This is a genomic window from Paenirhizobium selenitireducens ATCC BAA-1503 (assembly GCF_900492185.1).
GTDB lineage: Bacteria > Pseudomonadota > Alphaproteobacteria > Rhizobiales > Rhizobiaceae > Allorhizobium > Allorhizobium selenitireducens_A.
This window is the reverse complement of sequence record NZ_UEYP01000001.1, coordinates 119461-138568: the sequence shown is the minus strand read 5'-3', so window position 1 is coordinate 138568 and position 19108 is coordinate 119461. Positions and strand designations below refer to the sequence as shown.

General features: G+C 62.1%; 22 protein-coding genes. 21 read left to right on the top strand and 1 reads right to left on the bottom strand.

What is annotated here, in order from left to right; all coding sequences use genetic code 11:
- Positions 1–120 precede the first annotated feature (120 nt).
- Genes RHIZ70P_RS00620 through RHIZ70P_RS00605 form a run of 4 tightly spaced genes read left to right on the top strand, consistent with a single transcriptional unit; the run spans position 121 to position 3632 of the window.
- Entirely contained in the window at positions 121–900 is a 780-nt protein-coding gene (locus RHIZ70P_RS00620) for a DUF1217 domain-containing protein (protein ID WP_115668453.1), read from the top strand.
- On the top strand, positions 901–1635 hold the full coding sequence (flgF, locus tag RHIZ70P_RS00615; RefSeq protein WP_115668452.1) for a flagellar basal-body rod protein FlgF: 735 nt from the start codon (positions 901–903) through the stop codon (positions 1633–1635).
- Positions 1636–1665: 30 nt separating this feature from the next.
- Positions 1666–3066 carry a flagellar protein export ATPase FliI gene (fliI, locus tag RHIZ70P_RS00610; RefSeq protein WP_115668451.1) on the top strand — a complete coding sequence of 467 codons (1401 nt, stop codon included), beginning with the start codon at positions 1666–1668 and terminating at the stop codon, positions 3064–3066.
- Between the two features lie 2 nt (positions 3067–3068).
- On the top strand, positions 3069–3632 hold the full coding sequence (locus tag RHIZ70P_RS00605) for a flagellar protein (RefSeq protein WP_115669015.1): 564 nt from the start codon (positions 3069–3071) through the stop codon (positions 3630–3632).
- A 22-nt stretch (positions 3633–3654) separates the two neighbouring features.
- On the opposite strand, the gene RHIZ70P_RS00600 is transcribed toward RHIZ70P_RS00605, so the two are convergent.
- Positions 3655–4311 (bottom strand): phosphoribosyltransferase, encoded by a 657-nt coding sequence (locus RHIZ70P_RS00600; protein ID WP_115668450.1) that lies wholly within the window; start codon positions 4309–4311, stop codon positions 3655–3657.
- A gap of 114 nt (positions 4312–4425) precedes the next feature.
- Here RHIZ70P_RS00600 and flgB point away from each other — a divergent pair, with 114 nt between their 5' ends.
- The 17 genes from flgB (at position 4426) to RHIZ70P_RS00515 (ending at position 19105) form a co-directional block, all read left to right on the top strand.
- Positions 4426–4818 carry a flagellar basal body rod protein FlgB gene (gene flgB / locus RHIZ70P_RS00595; RefSeq protein WP_115668449.1) on the top strand — a complete coding sequence of 131 codons (393 nt, stop codon included), beginning with the start codon at positions 4426–4428 and terminating at the stop codon, positions 4816–4818.
- Position 4819: 1 nt separating this feature from the next.
- Positions 4820–5242: a flagellar basal body rod protein FlgC gene (flgC, locus tag RHIZ70P_RS00590; RefSeq protein ID WP_115668448.1), complete on the top strand. Its 423-nt coding sequence runs from the start codon at positions 4820–4822 to the stop codon at positions 5240–5242.
- On the top strand, positions 5239–5577 hold the full coding sequence (locus RHIZ70P_RS00585; protein WP_115668447.1) for a flagellar hook-basal body complex protein FliE: 339 nt from the start codon (positions 5239–5241) through the stop codon (positions 5575–5577). Before flgC ends, RHIZ70P_RS00585 begins: the two co-directional genes overlap by 4 nt.
- 19 nt (positions 5578–5596) lie before the next feature.
- Complete coding sequence (gene flgG, locus RHIZ70P_RS00580; protein WP_115668446.1) at positions 5597–6385, top strand: flagellar basal-body rod protein FlgG; 789 nt, start codon at positions 5597–5599, stop codon at positions 6383–6385.
- Between the two features lie 18 nt (positions 6386–6403).
- Positions 6404–6889 (top strand): flagellar basal body P-ring formation chaperone FlgA, encoded by a 486-nt coding sequence (gene flgA, locus RHIZ70P_RS00575; RefSeq protein ID WP_115668445.1) that lies wholly within the window; start codon positions 6404–6406, stop codon positions 6887–6889.
- Positions 6886–8007: a flagellar basal body P-ring protein FlgI gene (locus tag RHIZ70P_RS00570; protein WP_115668444.1), complete on the top strand. Its 1122-nt coding sequence runs from the start codon at positions 6886–6888 to the stop codon at positions 8005–8007. Before flgA ends, RHIZ70P_RS00570 begins: the two co-directional genes overlap by 4 nt.
- The gene (locus RHIZ70P_RS00565) at positions 8004–8537 is read left to right on the top strand and encodes a MotE family protein (RefSeq protein ID WP_115668443.1); all 534 of its coding nucleotides are present in this window, start codon (positions 8004–8006) and stop codon (positions 8535–8537) included. Before RHIZ70P_RS00570 ends, RHIZ70P_RS00565 begins: the two co-directional genes overlap by 4 nt.
- Positions 8534–9247: a flagellar basal body L-ring protein FlgH gene (flgH, locus tag RHIZ70P_RS00560; RefSeq protein WP_115668442.1), complete on the top strand. Its 714-nt coding sequence runs from the start codon at positions 8534–8536 to the stop codon at positions 9245–9247. The genes RHIZ70P_RS00565 and flgH overlap by 4 nt, the downstream gene beginning before the upstream one ends.
- A gap of 38 nt (positions 9248–9285) precedes the next feature.
- Positions 9286–9804, top strand: coding sequence for a flagellar basal body-associated FliL family protein (locus tag RHIZ70P_RS00555; protein WP_115668441.1), 519 nt, complete (start codon positions 9286–9288; stop codon positions 9802–9804).
- Positions 9801–10538 carry a flagellar type III secretion system pore protein FliP gene (fliP, locus tag RHIZ70P_RS00550; RefSeq protein ID WP_115668440.1) on the top strand — a complete coding sequence of 246 codons (738 nt, stop codon included), beginning with the start codon at positions 9801–9803 and terminating at the stop codon, positions 10536–10538. The genes RHIZ70P_RS00555 and fliP overlap by 4 nt, the downstream gene beginning before the upstream one ends.
- Before the next feature lie 342 nt (positions 10539–10880).
- Positions 10881–11846, top strand: coding sequence for a flagellin (locus tag RHIZ70P_RS00545; protein WP_115668439.1), 966 nt, complete (start codon positions 10881–10883; stop codon positions 11844–11846).
- A 283-nt stretch (positions 11847–12129) separates the two neighbouring features.
- The gene (locus tag RHIZ70P_RS00540; RefSeq protein ID WP_115668438.1) at positions 12130–13092 is read left to right on the top strand and encodes a flagellin; all 963 of its coding nucleotides are present in this window, start codon (positions 12130–12132) and stop codon (positions 13090–13092) included.
- Positions 13093–13377: 285 nt separating this feature from the next.
- Positions 13378–14340, top strand: coding sequence for a flagellin (locus tag RHIZ70P_RS00535; protein WP_115668437.1), 963 nt, complete (start codon positions 13378–13380; stop codon positions 14338–14340).
- Positions 14341–14618: 278 nt separating this feature from the next.
- Positions 14619–15581 (top strand): flagellin, encoded by a 963-nt coding sequence (locus RHIZ70P_RS00530; RefSeq protein WP_115668436.1) that lies wholly within the window; start codon positions 14619–14621, stop codon positions 15579–15581.
- Positions 15582–15901: 320 nt separating this feature from the next.
- Entirely contained in the window at positions 15902–16864 is a 963-nt protein-coding gene (locus RHIZ70P_RS00525) for a flagellin (RefSeq protein ID WP_115668435.1), read from the top strand.
- A 316-nt stretch (positions 16865–17180) separates the two neighbouring features.
- Positions 17181–17837, top strand: coding sequence for a GTPase (locus RHIZ70P_RS00520; protein ID WP_115669014.1), 657 nt, complete (start codon positions 17181–17183; stop codon positions 17835–17837).
- Positions 17834–19105 carry a MotB family protein gene (locus tag RHIZ70P_RS00515; RefSeq protein WP_115668434.1) on the top strand — a complete coding sequence of 424 codons (1272 nt, stop codon included), beginning with the start codon at positions 17834–17836 and terminating at the stop codon, positions 19103–19105. The genes RHIZ70P_RS00520 and RHIZ70P_RS00515 overlap by 4 nt, the downstream gene beginning before the upstream one ends.
- Positions 19106–19108 lie beyond the last annotated feature (3 nt).

Genomic DNA, 19108 nt, shown 5'->3' with positions numbered 1-19108 from the left:
GCTGAACCCCGGGCGTTGACGGTTTGTGAACCTACAGACAGCTTCGCGCAAGCCATTTGCCGCAAGAAGAGCGATAACGGACGCATTTTCCGATTGTCCATATCGAAAGGCGCAACGACCGTGACGACGACTTACACGAGCTACCAGCAGATTACGCAGAACATCGACAAGTCCATCGAACGCGTCGCAAAGGCACCGGACGTGGCGCGCGAGACCGAATACTATTTGTCGAATATCGGCGACATCAAGTCCGTCGACGAATTCATGGCCGATACGCGTCTTTATAACTATGCGTTGAAGGCGCACGGGCTGGAGGACATGGCCTATGCCAAGGCCTTCATCCGCAAGGTCCTGACCGAAGGGGTCACCAAGGACGATGCCTTCGCCAACCAGTTGACCGACAGCCGCTACGCCAACCTTGCCACTTCGCTCAATTTCGAGGCCCAGGGTGCAGCGGCCACCTCTTTCGACAAGGCCCAGCAGGGCGTGGTCGACCTCTACATGCGCGAGACGCTCGAGCAGGAGGCCGGCAACGACAATACCGGCGTTCGCCTGGCGCTCTACTTCGAACGCAATGCCTCGAAGATTACCTCCGCCATGGACATCCTTGCCGATGATGCGCTGGCCCAGGTGGTTCGCACCACGCTGCAGCTGCCGATGGAGTTCGCCGCCGCAAACATCGATCAGCAGGCGGAGTTTTTCGAGCGCGTGCTCGACATAGAGGACTTCCAGGACACTGAAAAGACCGGCAAGTTCCTGGAGCGTTTCACCGCGATGTGGGAAATGGAAAACCCCTCGGAAAACTACGATCCGCTGGCGGTCTTCGGCTCCTCGTCGGGTTACGGCATCTCGCCGGACCTTCTCATATCCATCAACTCCCTGAAGCTCGGAGGCAGCTAAGTGCAATCCGGATTATATGTATCCCTGTCCTCGCAGATGGCGCTCGAGCGCCGTCTGACAACCATTGCCGACAACATGGCCAACCTCAACACGGTTGGCTTCCGCTCCACCGAGGTCAAGTTCGACGAGGTGTTGAGCAAGACGCAGAACGACATCAATGCGAAGATCGCCTTCGTCAACCAGGGTAACGACTACCTGTCGACCAAGAACGGCGAACTCGCGCAAACCGGCAATGCGCTCGATTTCGCCATCAAGGGTGACGCCTGGTTCGCCATCGACACGCCGGCCGGCCAGGTTCTGACCCGCGACGGGCGCTTCACCATGAAGGAAACCGGCGAACTGGTCTCGGTGCGCGGCTATCCGGTGCTTGACGCCGGCGGCGCGCCGATCCAGTTGAACCGCGCGGGCGGCGTGCCTGCCGTCGGTGCCGATGGCAAGATCATCCAGGACGACCGCCAGGTGGCGACCATCGGACTGTTCACCGCCGATATCTCCAAGGGTTTCGTCCGCTATGAAAACAGCGGCGTATCGATGGTCGACCAGCCCCAGCCGGTGGTGGACAATCCCGAAGTATCGATCATGCAGGGCTACCTCGAGAATTCCAATGTCAACGGCATCGGCGAGATGACCCAGCTCATCCAGGTCAATCGCGCCTTCGAGAGCATCAGCTCGTTGATGCGCGACAGCGAATCCTCCCTCAGCGACGCGATCAAGGTTCTCGGCGGTTCGAGCTGATCCCGGACCTGAGCCCGAAGCCCTCGATCCATGACGGAAGAGATGCCGCAGATGCCCGTGCTGTCCCCCAAGCTTACCCAGATGGCCGGGCTCGCCGCCCGTTACGCCAATCCGGATTATTCCGTCACCCATGGTGGCCATGTGCGCACCATTGCGGCCGGCCATTACACGGTGTCCGGTCTGTCGCGCCACCTGCGTCTCGGCGAGTTCGTCGCCCATCGCAGCCGTACGGGCGTTCATCTGGGTGAGGTCGTTCGGGTCGAGCCGGATCTCGCCTATGTCTGCCCGATCGAGCCGGGCGAGCCGATCGGCATCCATGACGTGGTGATCCGCAAGGGCGCCTTCCGCATCGCCCCTGGCGACAGCTGGTGTGGTCGCACCATCAACGCGCTCGGCGATCCGATCGATGGCGGCCCGGCTCTCGCCCCCGGCTCGGTTCGCCGCGCGATCTCCAACAGCGCGCCGCCTTCGATGACACGCAGCCGTGTCGAAAAGGGGTTTCGCACCGGGGTCAGGGCGATCGACATCTTTTCGCCCCTCTGCCTCGGCCAGCGCCTTGGCATCTTCGCCGGCTCCGGCGTGGGCAAGTCCACGCTTTTGTCCATGCTGGCGCGTGCCGATGCCTTCGACAAGGTGGTCATCTCGCTGGTCGGCGAACGTGGCCGTGAGGTGCGCGAATTCATCGAGGACACGCTCGGCCCGAACATGGCGAAGTCGGTGGCCGTCGTCGCCACCAGCGACGAAAGCCCGATGCTGCGCAAGATGGCGCCGCTGACCGCCATGACCATTGCCGAGCATTTTCGCGACCAGGGCGAGAACGTGCTGTTCATCGTCGACAGCGTCACGCGTTTCGCCCATGCGATCCGCGAAGTGGCGACCGCCGCCGGCGAGCCGCCGATCGCCCGCGGTTATCCGGCCTCGGTCTTTACCGAACTGCCGCGCCTGCTCGAGCGCGCCGGCCCCGGAGAAGAAGGTACCGGCACCATCACTGCGATCATCTCCATCCTGGTGGACGGCGACAACCACAACGATCCGATCGCCGACTCCACCCGCGGCATTCTCGACGGCCACATCGTGCTCGACCGCAGTCTCGCCGACGAGGGCCGCTACCCGCCGATCAATCCGCTGACCTCGATCTCGCGTCTGGCGCGCAAGGCCTGGACCGGCGATCAGGAAAAGCTCGTCTCCCGGCTGAAGACGCTGGTCCACCGCTTCGAGGAGACCCGTGACCTGCGTCTCATCGGCGGCTATCGCCCCGGCAGCGATGCGGATCTCGATATGGCGATCAAGCAGGTGCCGGTAATCTATGAAGTCCTGAAACAGACGCCCGGCGAAAAGCCGGCCGCCGATGCCTATGCCGATCTGGCGAACGCGTTGAAGGCCGCCCTGGGCGGCAACCAGCCCGCCGCGGCAGCAAGAACGAGAGGGTGACCGTGACCGATTTCGACGCTGACGAAACAGTAGCGCCGCTGAAGCCCAAGGCGCCCAGGCGGACACTGACGACCGACCGCATACTGGGCGCGACCGGCGTGGCGCTGGCCTGCGCTGCAGCTTTCTTTCCCTGGTACGTGTTCTTCAACGAGGAGAAGTTCGGTGTCCGCGTCGCCGACTGGGAGCGCACGCGCGATCTGCCCGAGGGGCCGGGTCGCAATGTCTTCAGCGTCTCTCCGCTCGCCATGGTCGACAAGGATGATGATGGCGGCGGGGAGTCGACCGGCACGCAGGTCGATCCGCTCATAACTGCTACCGTGTCCAAGCTTGGCGCCGAAAAGCCCGCCGGGGACGAGATGCCGGAAGCCCAGCCGTTCCCGGGGCGTAGCGGCTTTCGCCTGTTGCACGTCGCCAATGGCCGCGCCCTCATCGAGGACAGCTCGGGCATGTTCATGGTCCGCGTCGGCTCCATCCTGCCGGACAACAGCCGCGTGGCGACGCTTGAGCAGCGCGACGGCAAGTGGGTGATCGTCACCTCGACCGGCGAGGTTTACGAGAACGACTGATCCGCGAGCTGTCGAACCCGGTTCAGGAGTTCTGGACCGGGGTCTCCGCCGCGTCGAGCGCCGCAATCACGTCGGCATCGGACAACTGCGGAAAGTGTCGATAGCTGAACCCGATCGCGCCAAGCGCGCTCAAGCCTTCAAGCACGACGACCTCGTCCGCGTCGTCCCTCAACATGCCCAGTGCATCTTCGGAGGCGACGGGAACGGCCAGCACGATCTTCGCCGGCTTCCTCGCCCTCAATCCCTTCAGCGCCGCTCGAACGGTGGCGCCGGTGGCGATGCCGTCATCGACGACGATGGCCACGCGGCCTTCGATCGGCACCGGCTTGCGTCCGCCCAGATAGAGAGCCTGGCGGCGGTGGATCTCGGAAAGTTCGCGCGCGACGACCGCGTCGAATTCTGCCTCCTCCACGCCTGAAAAGCCGATGACGCTCTCGTTGCGGACGGTGATCGGCTTGTCGCCGTCGACGATGGCCCCCATGGCAAGTTCCGGCTGGCTCGGAAGGCCGATCTTGCGCACTATCAGCAGGGTCATCGGCGCGCCGAGGCGACGGGCGACGGGCAGAGCGACCTCCACGCCACCGCGCGGCAGGGCAATCACCACCACATCTTCGCCGCGCAACCGCTCCAGCGCGTCCGCGAGCTGTTCCCCGGCATCGATTCGATCCTTGAACGACATGGCCCGTGCGTCTCCCTCCCGCTTGTCGACCGCAAATCCCGGCTGTCTGTCTCCGTAAGTCCCACGCAAGTTTACCGCTCTAGGTTCGGGACAGAAAATGGCGGAGAAAAGTCCATGCAACCCATCCAGCTCTTCGAACTGGCGTCCAGGCAGGCCGAGTGGCTATCTGTACGCCAGGAGGTTGTGGCGAGCAACATTGCCAACGCCAGCACCCCGAAATACCTGTCCAAGGACATCACGCCCTTCAGCGCCGTCCTCGATACCACGACCACGGTGCAGATGGCGCGGACCAATCCCAATCACATGGCGCTGAGTGATCTCAGCGACGACAATATCGCGATCAAGGAATCCGAACTCAACGACGAGATCGGCATGCAGGAATCCGGCAATTCGGTCTCGATCGCCGAGGAACTGACCAAGACCGGCGAAATCAAGCGGCAGCACGAGCTCAATACGAACCTCGTCGCTTCCTTCCATCGCATGATGCTGATGACGGTGAAGAGATAAAATGACTGATCCTTTGAGTGCAGCTCTCAAGATCGCCGGCAGCGGCCTGGAAGTCCAGTCCACCCGCCTGCGCATCGTCTCCGAGAACATCGCCAATGCCCGCTCGACCGGTGATACGCCGGGCGCCGACCCCTATCGTCGCAAGACGGTGACCTTCGGCACCGAACTCGATCGCGCCAGCGGCACCGACGTGGTGAAGGTCAAGACGATCGGCGTCGATGATTCCGACTATATCGAGGAATATGAGCCCGGCCATCCGGCGGCCGACGAGAACGGCGTCGTCAAGATGCCGAACGTCAACATCCTGATCGAGATGGGCGACATGCGGGAAGCGAACCGCACCTATGAGGCCAATCTCCAGACAATCAAGCAGACCCGTGAGCTGCTGTCCCAGACCCTTGCTCTTCTGAAAGCCTCGCAATGATCGATCAAATCCAGAACGTCGGCTCGCTCACCAAGGTCTCCGGCCTCGGCAGCATCACGACCGATGCCACATCTTCCACCACCACGACGGTCGGCTCCACCCCCGGCAGCATGACCGGCGTCAGCTTCGCCAGCGTGCTCGGCGACATGGCCAACTCCACCGTGAACAACCTGAAGCAGGCCGAAGTGGCCTCGTTCGAAGGTATCACCGGCAAGGCCAACACGCGCGAAGTGGTCGATGCGGTTCTGGCGGCGGAACAGTCGCTGCAGACCGCGATCGCGCTGCGCGACAAGATCGTCTCCGCCTATCTCGAAATAACCAAGATGCAGATCTAGCGAATTTGAGGACGAACACATGAGAGCGCTCGCCATCGCAGCCACGGGCATGGATGCCCAGCAGACCAATCTTGAAGTAATTGCGAACAACATCGCCAACATCAACACGACCGGCTACAAGCGTGCCCGGGCCGAGTTTACCGACCTGCTTTACCAGACCGAGCGCGCCCAGGGCGTGCCGAACCGGGCCAACCAGGCGATCGTGCCGGAAGGCGCCAATATCGGTCTCGGCGTGCAGACGGCGGCGGTGCGCAACATCCATACCCAGGGCGAACTCGCCCAGACCTCGAACGAGCTCGACATGGCCCTTGTCGGCCGCGGCTGGTTCCAGATCGAATCGCCCGACGGTACGACGCTCTACAGCCGGTCCGGTGCCTTCAACACCAATGCCGATGGCCAGCTGGTCACGATCGACGGCTATGCCGTCGTGCCTGGCATCACCATTCCCCAGGATGCCAGCGAAGTCGTCGTCTCGCGCACCGGCCAGGTCCAGGTTCGCGTCGGCAACAGTTCCGACTACACCGATGTCGGCCAGCTGACGATCGCCAACTTTGCCAACGAGGCCGGTCTGAAGCCGCTCGGCGACAACCTGTTCGCCGAGACGGCCGCGTCGGGTGAGGCCATCGTGGCGGCTCCGGAAGATCCGGGCTTCGCTTACATCAAGCAGGGTTACCTCGAGTCGTCGAACGTCGATTCCGTTAAGGAAATCACTGACATGATCTCGGCCCAGCGGGCCTACGAGATGAACTCCAAGGTCATTCAGACCGCCGACGAAATGGCTCAGATCGTCAGCAAGAACCTGAAGTAAGCACGGAGGCAGGCAAACATGAGGTTTCGCCGGATGAAGAGACACCTGGCCCAGGCGGCGGTCGCCGTGACCGTCGCTGCGTCCCTGTCGTGGGCCGCGCCGCATGCCGCCTTGGCGCAGGGCTTTGCGGTGGTGCCGACCCAGACCATCTATCCCGGCGAAACCGTGTCGGCCACCCAGCTCGAGGAAGTCGCGGTCACCAATCCGAACATCGCCGGCGGCTATGCGCAATCGATCGCCGAAGTCGAAGGCATGATCTCCAAGCGCACGCTCCTGCCCGGACGCACCATTCCGGTCGCAAGCCTCAGGCCGCCCTATGCGATCAACCGCGGCGCCAATGTCCGGCTGACCTTCACCCTTGGCAACATGACGATCTCCGCCTCCGGCACGCCGCTTGCCGATGCCTCGGTCGGCGACGTCATCAAGGTCCGCAATCTCGATTCGGGCGTCATCGTCACCGGCACGGTGCTGGCGGACGGAACAGTACAGGTGATGGCGAAATGAAGATTCTCCGCTTGTCCAGGATCGCGCTCGTCGTTCTTGCGGCGCTGCTCTGGCCCGTGATCGGCGCGGAGGCCGCGGGTTCGCGCATCAAGGACATCGCCTCGCTGCAGTCGGGGCGTGACAACCAGTTGATCGGCTATGGCCTGATCGTCGGCCTGCAGGGCACGGGCGACAGCCTGCGTTCCTCGCCGTTTACCGAGCAGTCGATGCGCGCCATGCTGCAAAATCTCGGCATCTCGACCCAAGGCGGCCAGTCCAATGCCAAGAACGTCGCCGCCGTCATGGTGACGGCGACGCTGCCGCCCTTTTCCAGCCCCGGCAGCCGCATCGACGCGACCGTCAGCTCGCTCGGCGACGCTACCTCGCTGCGCGGCGGCACGCTCGTCATGACCTCGCTCACCGGTGCCGACGGCCAGATCTATGCCGTGGCGCAAGGCTCGGTCATCGTTTCCGGCTTCAATGCCCAGGGCCAGGCGGCCAATCTCCAGGAAGGCATTACCACTTCCGGCCGCGTTCCGAACGGCGCGATCATCGAACGCGAACTGCCCTCCAAATTCAAGGATTCGGTCAACCTCGTCCTGCAATTGCGCAACCCGGACTTCACGACCTCGATCCGCATCGCCGACACGGTTAACGCCTTTGCCCGCGCCGCCTTCGGCGCGCCGATCGCCGAGGCGCGCGACAGCCAGGAAGTGATCGTGCAGAAGCCACGCACCGCCGATCTCGCCCGCCTGATGGCGGACATCGAGAACCTGATGGTCGAGACCGATTCGCCGGCGAAGGTCGTGATCAACGAGCGTACCGGCACGATCGTCATCGGCGCCGAGGTCCGTGTTTCGCGGGTTGCCGTGAGCTACGGCACCCTGACGGTCCAGGTGACCGAGACGCCGCAGATCATCCAGCCCGAGCCCTTCTCCCGCGGCCAGACGGCCGTCCAGGAACAGACCGACATCCTGGCCCAGAAGGAGGGCGGCAATGTCGCCATCGTCGAGGGGCCGGATCTGCGCACCCTCGTCAGCGGCCTCAACAATATCGGCGTGAAGCCGGACGGCATCATCGCCATCCTGCAGGGCATCAAGTCGGCCGGCGCACTGCAAGCGGAGCTCGTCCTGCAATGAAGTTCATGACCTCGACCGTATTTTCGCCCCGCCTGCGCAGCCTGGCTCTCGTCGCCGGCATGGCGCTCCTGCCGCTTGCCTCCGGCAGCGCCCAGGAGCAGAAGCCTGCCCTCGACACGGCCTCGCAGGCCGAGATCCAGCAGTTCTGCACCAGCATCGCCGACCCGGCGCGCGACCAGCGCTACCTGCTGCAGAAGCAGGAGCTGGAAAAGCTCCAGGCCGACGTCGATCAGCGCATTGCCGTGCTCGAGCAGCGCCGCGCCGAATACGAGGATTGGCTGACACAGCGCAACGCCTTCATGAAGCAGGCGGAAGGCAATCTCGTCGAGATATACAAGAAGATGAAGGCGGATGCCGCCGCGCCGCAGCTTCAGGAAGTCAACCCGCTTCTCGCCGCCGCCATCATCATGAAACTGCCGGCCCGCCAGTCGAGCCTCATCCTCAGCGAAATGGAAGCCGAAAAGGCCGCCATGGTCGCGGCCATCATGTCGAGCGCCGCCGATCCGAATACTTCGAAGGACCCGTCATGATCAAGCGTTCCCCGGCTATCCTGGCCGTGCTCCTTCTCGCTGGATGCCAAAGCCAGACCCTGAAGGAAATCGGCAACGCACCATCGATGAGCCCGATCGGCAGCGGCCTGCGATACAGCCAGACGCCGCAGATGGCGCTCTACCCGAAACAGCCTCGCGCCATGGCAAGCGGCTATTCGCTGTGGAGTGACAGCCAGTCGGCACTGTTCAAGGATGCCCGCGCCCTGAATGTCGGCGACATCCTCACGGTCAATATCCAGATCAATGACAAGGCGTCGTTCAACAACGAGACCGACCGCAGCCGAACCAATTCGAGCGGCATGAACTGGTCGACCAGTGCCGATTTCTTCGGCTACAAGCCACCGGAAACGACCGGCGAACTCGCCTCGGGCTCCGACACCAGCACCCAGGGCAAGGGCTCGACCGAACGCTCGGAAAAGCTGACGCTTCTCGTGGCGGCGGTCGTCACCGGCATCCTGGAGAACGGCAACCTGCTGATCTCCGGCTCGCAGGAGGTGCGCGTCAACCACGAGATCCGCATCCTCAACGTCGCCGGTATCGTCCGCCCGCAGGACGTCGATGCCGACAACACGATCTCGTATGAGCGGATCGCCGAAGCCCGAATCTCCTATGGAGGTCGCGGCCGTCTGACGGAAGTCCAGCAGCCACCGGTCGGACAGCAGGTCGTCGACCTCTTCTCGCCGATCTGACGCTTAAACCCGGCAAGCTGGAAGGAACGGCAGGGCAGATGGAACAGGCCGAAGGCACCGAACCGAAGAAGAAATCGGCAACCTTGATGCTGATCGCGGCAATTGCCGTCCTGACGCTCGTCGGCGGGGGAGGGGGCTGGCTGATCGGCACCCTTCTGGCGCCGAAGATCGCCGCCGTCGAGGAAGCCAGGAAGGCCGCCGACGCCGAAAAGGCAGCCGGCGCCGAGGGCGAGGGCAAGGCCGAGGACGGCCTGCCGCGCATCCCCGCCGAGGCCAACGGCATCGTCCAGCTGGAACCGATCACCACCAATCTCGCCTATCCGTCGGAGAGCTGGATCCGCCTCGAAGTGGCGCTCCTGTTCAACGGCGCCATTGACGTCAAGATCGCCGAAGACGTTCACCAGGACATTCTCGCCTATCTGCGAACCGTTTCCCTGCAACAGATCGAAGGGCCGCGCGGCTTCCAGTATCTCAAGGATGACATCCAGGAGCGTGTTGACCTTCGCTCCGAAGGGCGCGTATCGAAGGTGATGTTCAGGACTTTTGTGATCGAATGATTCGGTTCCTCCTTCTTGCCGCCGTCATGATGATGGTGCCGGGACTGGCCGCGGCGCAACAACTGCCCACGGACCTCTTCAACGCGCCGATCGACGGTTCGGTCGCCGCCTGGATCGTCCGAACCTTCGGCCTTCTCACCGTCCTGTCGGTCGCGCCGGGCATCCTCATCATGGTCACGAGCTTCCCGCGCTTCGTGATCGCCTTTTCCATCCTGCGATCCGGCATGGGACTGGCTTCGACCCCGTCCAACATGATCCTGACCAGCCTGGCGCTGTTCATGACCTTCTACGTCATGTCGCCCACCATGGACCGGGCCTGGACCGAAGGCGTCCAGCCGCTGCTGGAAAACCGCATGACGGAAGCGCAGGCGGTCAGCGCGATCGCCGAACCATTCCGCGTCTTCATGACCGCCAACACCCGGGACAAGGACCTGAAGCTCTTCGTCGACATCGCCAACGAGCGCGGCCAGACGCCGGTCGTCGGCGACAAGGTCGACTACCGCGTACTCGTCCCGGCCTTCATGCTCTCCGAGATCCGCCGCGGCTTCGAAATCGGCTTCCTGATCGTCCTGCCCTTCCTCGTCATCGACATGATCGTGGCGACCATCACCATGGCGATGGGCATGATGATGCTGCCGCCCACCTCGATCTCGCTGCCGTTCAAGATCCTCTTCTTCGTCCTGATCGATGGCTGGAACCTGCTCGTCGGGAGCCTCGTGCGCTCGTTTGCCTGAGGTCGGCGACGATTCGAGGCGCGGGCCGGTCTGAGGCCGATCTTCTTCCCATTCCGGCACGCCGTGATTAACCATCCGGCGCCCGACTCCGCCGGAAGATGGTGAATTTTATCATAAAATTCAAATACCTAAGGAAAAATTCCGTTTTTCCTGACAAATCGAGTGCGAAAACGACTTTTTAACCATTTGCCTTGAGGTGACGTTAAAGTCCGTGCTGTTTCTTAAGCGACAGAGGCGGATTAATTTAAACCACCGATTAATTGACATGATGTCGACCCCCTCTGCCGGATCTAGAACCCGGCATGTCCCTCTCTCGTATTTTGTTTCCAAGGGGACACATCAATGACTAGCATTATGACCAACTCGGCTGCTCTGGCCGCCCTCGACACGCTCCGCTCGATCAACAAGGGCCTGAATGAAACGCAGAACCGCGTCTCGTCCGGCTACCGCGTCGAGACCGCTTCCGACAACGCCGCCTACTGGTCGATCGCCACCACCATGCGTTCGGACAACAAGGCTCTCTCGGCTGTTTCCGACGCGCTCGGCCTTGGCGCCGCTAAGACCGACACGGCTTACACCGGTATGGAAGCCGCCATCGACGTCGTCACCGAAATCAAGGCCAAGCTGGTTGCCGCTCGCGAGCCGGGCGTTGACAAGGACAAGATCAACAAGGAACTGACCGAGCTCAAGTCGCAGCTCTCGTCGATCTCCGAATCGGCCTCGTTCTCGGGCGAGAACTGGCTCTACAACGACACCACCACCGCGGTTGGTACCAAGGAAATGGTCGGCTCGTTCGTTCGCGCCACGGACGGCACGGTTTCGCTGCAGACCCTGTCCTTCGACGCATCGACCTCGGTCCTGATCGACACCGACAACGCGACCCGCGGTCTCCTGACCAAGGACTACACGGTCACCGTCGATGACGGTTCGGCTTCCGGCACCACCGCCACCTACTTCCTGATCGATGCCAGCTCCACCACGGCTGCTTCGGGTACGGTCGTCGCGCTGTCTTCGGCCACCACCGACGACCAGGTCGAAGGCATGATCTCGGCTGTCGACGCCATGCTGTCCGACATGACGGATGCTGCTGCAACGCTCGGCGCCACCAACAGCCGCCTGGAAATGCAGGACGAGTTCGTCGCCGACCTCATGGACGTGATCGACACCGGCGTGGGCCGTCTCGTCGATGCCGACATGAACGAGGAATCGACCCGCCTGAAGGCTCTGCAGACCCAGCAGCAGCTCGGCATCCAGGCCCTGTCGATCGCCAACTCCAACTCGGAAAACATCCTCTCGCTCTTCCGCTAAGCGGACAAGCAGCGCCGGCCCTATCGGGCCGGCAGGGATCTGGGGGCCGCGCCGGGCATGGCGCGGCCCCTTTTTTGTTAACGCCCGGGATACCTTCGTTAAAGGATGGATAAAAATCACGTCGGGCATTTAGGTTTTGTTAACTCTGTTAGGGTCAAGTGCAGTCATTAACGGTGGATTAATTTAAAACACAGATCCGAATTAATTGGCATGAAGTCGCCCCACCGTCGCCGGAACCATTGACCGGCATGTCCCTCCTTCCCGGAACCTAAAGGGGCATTCAATGACCAGCCTGATGACCAACACCGCGGCAATCGCGGCACTCGATACCCTTCGCTCGATCACCGCGTCCATGAACGAAACGCAAAAGCGCGTCTCCTCCGGCTACAAGGTGGAAACGGCCTCCGACAACGCCGCCTATTGGTCGATCGCCACCACCATGCGCTCCGACAACATGGCGCTGGCCGCCGTGGAAGACGCACTCGGCTTCGGCGCCGCCAAGACCGACACTGCCTATACCGGTCTCGAAGCCGCGGTCGATGTCGTGACCGAAATCAAGGCCAAGCTGGTCGCGGCCCGCGAGCCGGGCGTCGACAAGGAAAAGATCAACAAGGAACTGACCGAGCTCAAGGCGCAGCTGTCGTCGATCTCCGAATCCGCCTCGTTCTCGGGCGAAAACTGGCTCTACAATGCCGCTGCCGCCGCCGTGGGAACCAAGGAAATGTCCGGCTCCTTCGTCCGCGCGGCCGATGGCACCGTCTCGGTCGAGACCCTGACGTTCGACACGGCCGACTCGGTCTTGATCGATACCGTCGATGCCACCCGCGGTCTGCTGACCAAGGATTATACCGTCAAGGTCGACGACGGCACGGCGACCGGCACGACCATGACCTACTTCCTGATCGATGCCGGCGGCACCGGTACGTCGGGTACGGTCGTTGAACTCTCGAGTGCGAACACGGATGAAGAGGTAGAAGGAATGATCAGCGCAGTCGACGCCATGCTGGCAGACATTACCGATGCGGCCGCGACCCTCGGCGCGATCAACATGCGCGTCGAAATGCAGACCGACTTCGTCGCCGACCTGATGGACGTGATCGACACCGGTGTCGGCCGTCTCGTCGATGCCGACATGAACGAGGAATCGACCCGCCTCAAGGCCTTGCAGACCCAGCAGCAACTCGGCATCCAGGCCCTGTCGATCGCCAACACCAATTCGGAAAACGTCCTCTCGCTGTTCAAGTAAAAGCCGGCCAGGCCAGCCAGGCCAGGCCATTTCCGACCCATCGACAAGTCGGGCCGTGCACCGGAAGGTGCGCGGCCCGATGCCTTTTTGGGCAATGGAACAGATTCTTCAAAATTCCGTCGATCGCTTCAGGACCTATTAACCTTAATCGGGTTGAATAGGATCATTAAAACGACGGATTAACCAACTGTAAACAATGGTTAATTGCATGACGCGGACCGTCGTTTCCGGTACTTAGACCCGGAATGTCCCTTTCCATATCCTGTCAACAAGGGGCAGTATTTTATGACGAGCATTATGACGAACTCTGCTGCAATCGCAGCACTCGATACCCTGCGCTCCATCAACTCCGGCCTGAACGAGACGCAGAACCGCGTATCGTCCGGCTATCGCGTTGAAACCGCAGCCGACAACGCCGCCTACTGGTCGATCGCCACCACCATGCGTTCGGACAACAAGGCTCTTTCGGCCGTCGAAGACGCACTCGGCCTCGGCGCTGCCAAGACCGACACGGCTTACACCGGTATGGAAGCCGCCATCGACGTCGTCACCGAAATCAAGGCCAAGCTGGTTGCCGCTCGCGAACCGGGCGTTGACAAGGAAAAGATCAACAAGGAACTGACCGAGCTCAAGTCGCAGCTGCAGTCTATCTCCGAATCGGCTTCCTTCTCGGGCGAAAACTGGCTCTACAACGAGTCCGCCACCCCAGTCGGCACCAAGGAAATGGTCGGCTCGTTCGTTCGCGCCGCCGACGGCACGGTTTCGGTCGAACTGCTGTCCTTCGACGCAGCCACCTCGGTCCTGATCGACACCAACACCGCGACCCGCGGTCTGTTGACCAAGGACTACACGGTTGCCGTCGATGACGGCACGGCTACCGGCACCACTGCCACCTACTTCCTGATCGACGCTGGGGGCACCGGTACCTCCGGTACGGTCGTCTCGCTGTCCTCGGCCACCACCGATGACCAGGTCGAAGGCATGATCTCGGCTGTCGACGCCATGCTGACCGACATGACGGACGCTGCTGCAACCCTCGGCGCCACCAACAGCCGCCTGGAAATGCAGACCGACTTCGTCGCCGACTTGCGCGACGTGATCGACACCGGTGTCGGCCGTCTCGTCGATGCCGACATGAACGAGGAATCGACCCGCCTGAAGGCTCTGCAGACCCAGCAGCAGCTCGGCATCCAGGCCCTGTCGATCGCCAACTCCAACTCGGAAAACATCCTCTCGCTGTTCCGTTAAGCGTGAGGGGAGGGGAGGGCCTCGGCCCTCTCCGACACCTGAAGATAGTGCGCCGCGGCCTCCCAGGCCGCGGCGTTTCTTTTGTTTCCGCCGGCTAATTAACATGTGTTGTCCGGTGTTTAGCATTCATTAACCTTAATAGTGTTTTCTGTGACCATTGAAACGGTAGCCCGGCAGACGAACACTCGATGCGGGCTTGCATGACGCTGAATTCCGTTGCCGGTCGCAAACCCGGCATGCCCTCGTGACTGATTTTTGCCGAAAGGGGCTTTATTAAAATGACGAGCTTGATGACGAACTCTGCTGCAATTGCAGCACTCGATACCCTGCGCTCCATCAACTCCAGCATGAACGAAACGCAGAACCGCGTATCGTCCGGCTACCGCGTCGAAACCGCTTCCGACAACGCCGCCTACTGGTCGATCGCCACCACCATGCGTTCGGACAACAAGGCCCTGGCCGCCGTCGAAGATGCACTCGGCCTCGGCGCTGCCAAGACCGACACGGCTTACACCGGTATGGAAGCCGCCATCGACGTCGTCACCGAAATCAAGGCCAAGCTGGTTGCCGCTCGCGAGCCGGGCGTCGACAAGGAAAAGATCAACAAGGAACTGACCGAGCTGAAGTCGCAGCTGGCCTCGATCTCCGAATCGGCTTCCTTCTCGGGCGAGAACTGGCTCTACAATGAGTCCGCCACCGCAGTCGGCACCAAGGAAATGGTCGGCTCGTTCGTTCGTGCCGCCGACGGCACCGTTTCGGTCGAACTGCTGTCCTTCGACGCAGCCACCTCGGTCCTGATCGACACCGTCGACGCGACCCGCGGCCTGCTGACCAATGACTACACGGTCACCGTCGATGATGGTTCGGCTTCCGGCACCACCGCCACCTACTTCCTGATCGACGCCGGCGGCACCGGCACGACCGGTACGGTCGTCGCGCTGTCCTCGGCCACCACCGACGACCAGGTCGAAGGCATGATCTCGGCTGTCGACGCCATGCTGGCCGACATGACGGACGCTGCTGCAACCCTCGGCGCCACCAACAGCCGCCTGGAAATGCAGACCGACTTCGTCGCCGACTTGCGCGACGTGATCGACACCGGTGTCGGCCGTCTCGTCGATGCCGACATGAACGAGGAATCGACCCGCCTGAAGGCTCTGCAGACCCAGCAGCAGCTCGGCATCCAGGCCCTGTCGATCGCCAACTCCAACTCGGAAAACATCCTCTCGCTGTTCAAGTAAGATCGCGAGGGTCGCACGCGACCATCCCAATCTTGCAGCGTATGCCTTGAGCCGCGGTCCCCTGGACCGCGGCTCTTCCGTTTGCGAGAGAGCTCGGCCTCCATGCGAAATCTCGCCATGCTCTATTGACCAAATCTTCAGACAGATTAACAAATCCTTATTGCGTTAACTTTTCGTTAACTCTAAGTTCGTTAAGCATTCGTTAATAGCGTCGGGTCGGCCACCAGGGCAAACAGTGGCCGATGTGCATGAAGCAGTCCGTCGTCGCCGGCAGATTTTGATAGATCCGGCATGTCCCGTATTTCATTTTGGGGCACCAGATGACCAGCATCATGACCAATACCGCCGCGATGGCGGCTCTCCAGACCCTCCGTAGCATCGATTCCAACATGCAGGAGACGCAAGCGCGCGTATCCTCGGGTTATCGTGTCGCCACGGCCGCCGACAACGCTGCCTACTGGTCGATCGCGACCACCATGCGGTCGGACAATTCCGCTCTCTCCACGGTTCAGGACGCGCTGGGTCTCGGCGCCGCGAAAACCGATACGGCCTATACCGGTCTCGAATCCGCGGTCGAAGTGGTGACGGAGATCAAGTCGAAGCTGGTGGCCGCCCGCGAGCCCGGCGTCGACAAGAGCAAGATCAATAAGGAGCTTTCCGAGCTCAAGAACCAGCTCGCCGCGATTGCCGAATCGGCGTCGTTCTCCGGCGAGAACTGGCTCTTCAACGAATCCACCACTGCACCCGGAACGAAGGAGATCGTCGCCTCGTTCAACCGCGCTTCGGATGGGGCGGTGTCGGTCACCACCCTTGCATTCGACACCTCCGAATCGGTGCTGATCGACACCAAGGACGCCAATAACGGCGTTTTGACCAAGGGCTTCCAGGTTACCCAGCCCTCCGGCTCCACGACCACGATCGCCACCTATTTCCTGATCGACGTGAGTGCGACGACGGCTGCCACCGGCTCGGAAGTCGTGCTGACCACCTCGATGAGCGAAGACGAGCTGGACGGCATGATCAGCGCCGTCGATGCCATGCTGCAGCGCCTGACCGACTCGGCCTCGACGCTTGGCGCGATTACCAGCCGTATCGAAATGCAGGACGAATTCGTCTCGACATTGATGGACGTGATCGACAAGGGCGTCGGTCGTCTCGTCGATGCCGACATGAACGAGGAATCGACCAAGCTGAAGGCGCTTCAGACGCAGCAGCAACTCGGTATCCAGGCGCTCTCGATCGCCAATACCAATGCGGAAAACATCCTCACCCTGTTCAAGTAATCGGCAGCAACGGACCGGAGTTGACCCTTTTCGTTTCTACCGTGCCGCCGGTCATCGGCATAAGGTGGAACCGTTGGACCGCGCAACTGCCCTGGCGCGGTCCAACACCTTCATCCTCGCACAAGTTTGGGCTTCTAGTCTCGGATGAGGCAAATGGCGCTTATGCCAGGCGCAGCGTGACACAAACGCGGCAACCGAAGCGGGCACTGGATGGCATGATGAGTATGCACGATCCGAAAATGTTTAGGGAATTCAGGTCATTCTCATGTCGCCGCGACAGGATGTCGGCAATCTTCGCCATGGGAGCAGTTCGTCGATGAGCATGCCGCTCGCCCACTATCTCAAGGATTTTTCCGCGCCGTCCGGCACGCCCTCGGGCGTGATCGGAGGCGATTTCGCATCCCTCGACGACGCCGGATTCAATACGGATTTTCCCCGCATGTCGGAGCCCGAGCCGGAGCCGATCGACCTCGAGGCCGAGCGTCGCGAGGCCTATGCTCAAGGCCATGAAGCGGCATCGACCGAGCTTGGCGAGAGGCATGCCGCCGAGCTTCTGGCATTGCGGGCGGCCCACGAAGAGGCGATGGCGGCGCTCGAGGCGCGGTTGATGGGCGAAACCGCGAAGCGTCTGGCCGAGGGGCTGGAGCGCACGACCGCCGAGCTCGCGCTGGCCATCAGCGAACACGCAGCCGAAGCACTTTCCCCGTTCCTGTCGCAGGAGGTCGCGGCAAAGGCGGTGGCCGATCTCGCCGACTTGTTGCGGGCCGCGATCGCCGACGGCGAGGCGGGCACGGTTACCGTAAAGGGACCGCGGGCGCTGTTCGACCTGTTGCTCGCCCACATGCCCGAACAGCAAGGACGCCTGCGCCATGTCGAAGACCAGGACCTCGATCTCTCGGCGGAGATCGACGGTACCGTGCTGGTTACCCGGATCTCGGCCTTCGCCGCTAGTCTGAAGAAAGTGCTGGGATGAGCGACGGCGAGAATCATCATCACGGAAAGAACGAGATCGTCATCATCAAGCGGCATGGCGGCGGTGATCACGACGGCCACCATGGCGGTGCCTGGAAGATCGCCTATGCCGACTTCATGACGGCGATGATGGCCTTCTTCCTGGTGATGTGGCTGGTCAATGCGGCAAACGAGGAGACCAAGGCCTCGGTCGCCAGCTATTTCAATCCGATCAAGCTCTCCGACGAAAAGCCGACGGAAAAGGGCTTGAAGAAGCCCGTCGACCAGGCAGAGGGTGAGCAGAAGCAGGAACGCTCCCAGGTAGAGGAACAGCAGGAGACGGTCGGTGCTGCCGCCGCGACCGGCGAGGACCAGACCGCGACCTCCGGCGACCAGGCCAACTATTCGGAAGCCGACTTCTTCGAGAATCCCTATTCCGTACTCGCCGAGATCGCCCAAGAGGTCGGCCAACAAGCCAATGTCAGCGCCAAGGGCGAGGGCGGTGCGGCCGATTCCGGCCCGTCGACCGGCGCCGAAGGTGGCGAGGCCTATCGCGACCCGTTCGATCCGGATTTCTGGACCCAGCAGGTGCAGACCGTCCAGGGCGATCCGGGTAAGCAGGAAACGCCCCCGGCCACGGTCGAGAACCTGGATCCGAGCAAGGCGGAACAGGAGGTCGCCCTGGCTGTGCCCGGCGAGAAGCCGGAACAGCCTGCAGATCCGGCCAGGGAGGCTGCGGCTGCCGACAAGAGCCAGGCGGCTGATGGAACAGGTAGCAAGACCGATGTCGCGTCCGCGCCGAAGACGGCCGAGGGCCAGACCGCGGAACAAGCGGCTGAAAGCCTGAAGGCCGAGATCGAGAAGGAGATCGGCGGCGTTTCCGGCAAGCTCGCCGAGGGCCTGATCGTCAGCCCGGCCGAAGGTGGCCTGCTGGTGACGATTTCCGACCAATCCGAGGCGCCGATGTTCAATGTCGGATCGGCCGTGCCGCGCAAGGAGCTCGTCGTCGCCATGGAGCGGATCGGCAAGCTGTTGCAGGGGCGCGAAGGACCGATCGTCATTCGCGGACACACTGACGGCCGGCAGTTCAAGGGAACCGAAAACGACAACTGGCGCCTGTCCATGGCACGCGCACACAGCGCCTATTACATGCTCGTCCGGGGCGGCCTTTCGGAAGGGCGGGTCAAGCAGGTCTCCGGCTTTGCCGACCGTCGCCTGCAGGTTCCCGACGATCCGCTCGCCGATGCCAACCGCCGGATCGAGATCCTGATTCAGGCGGACCAGGGATAATCA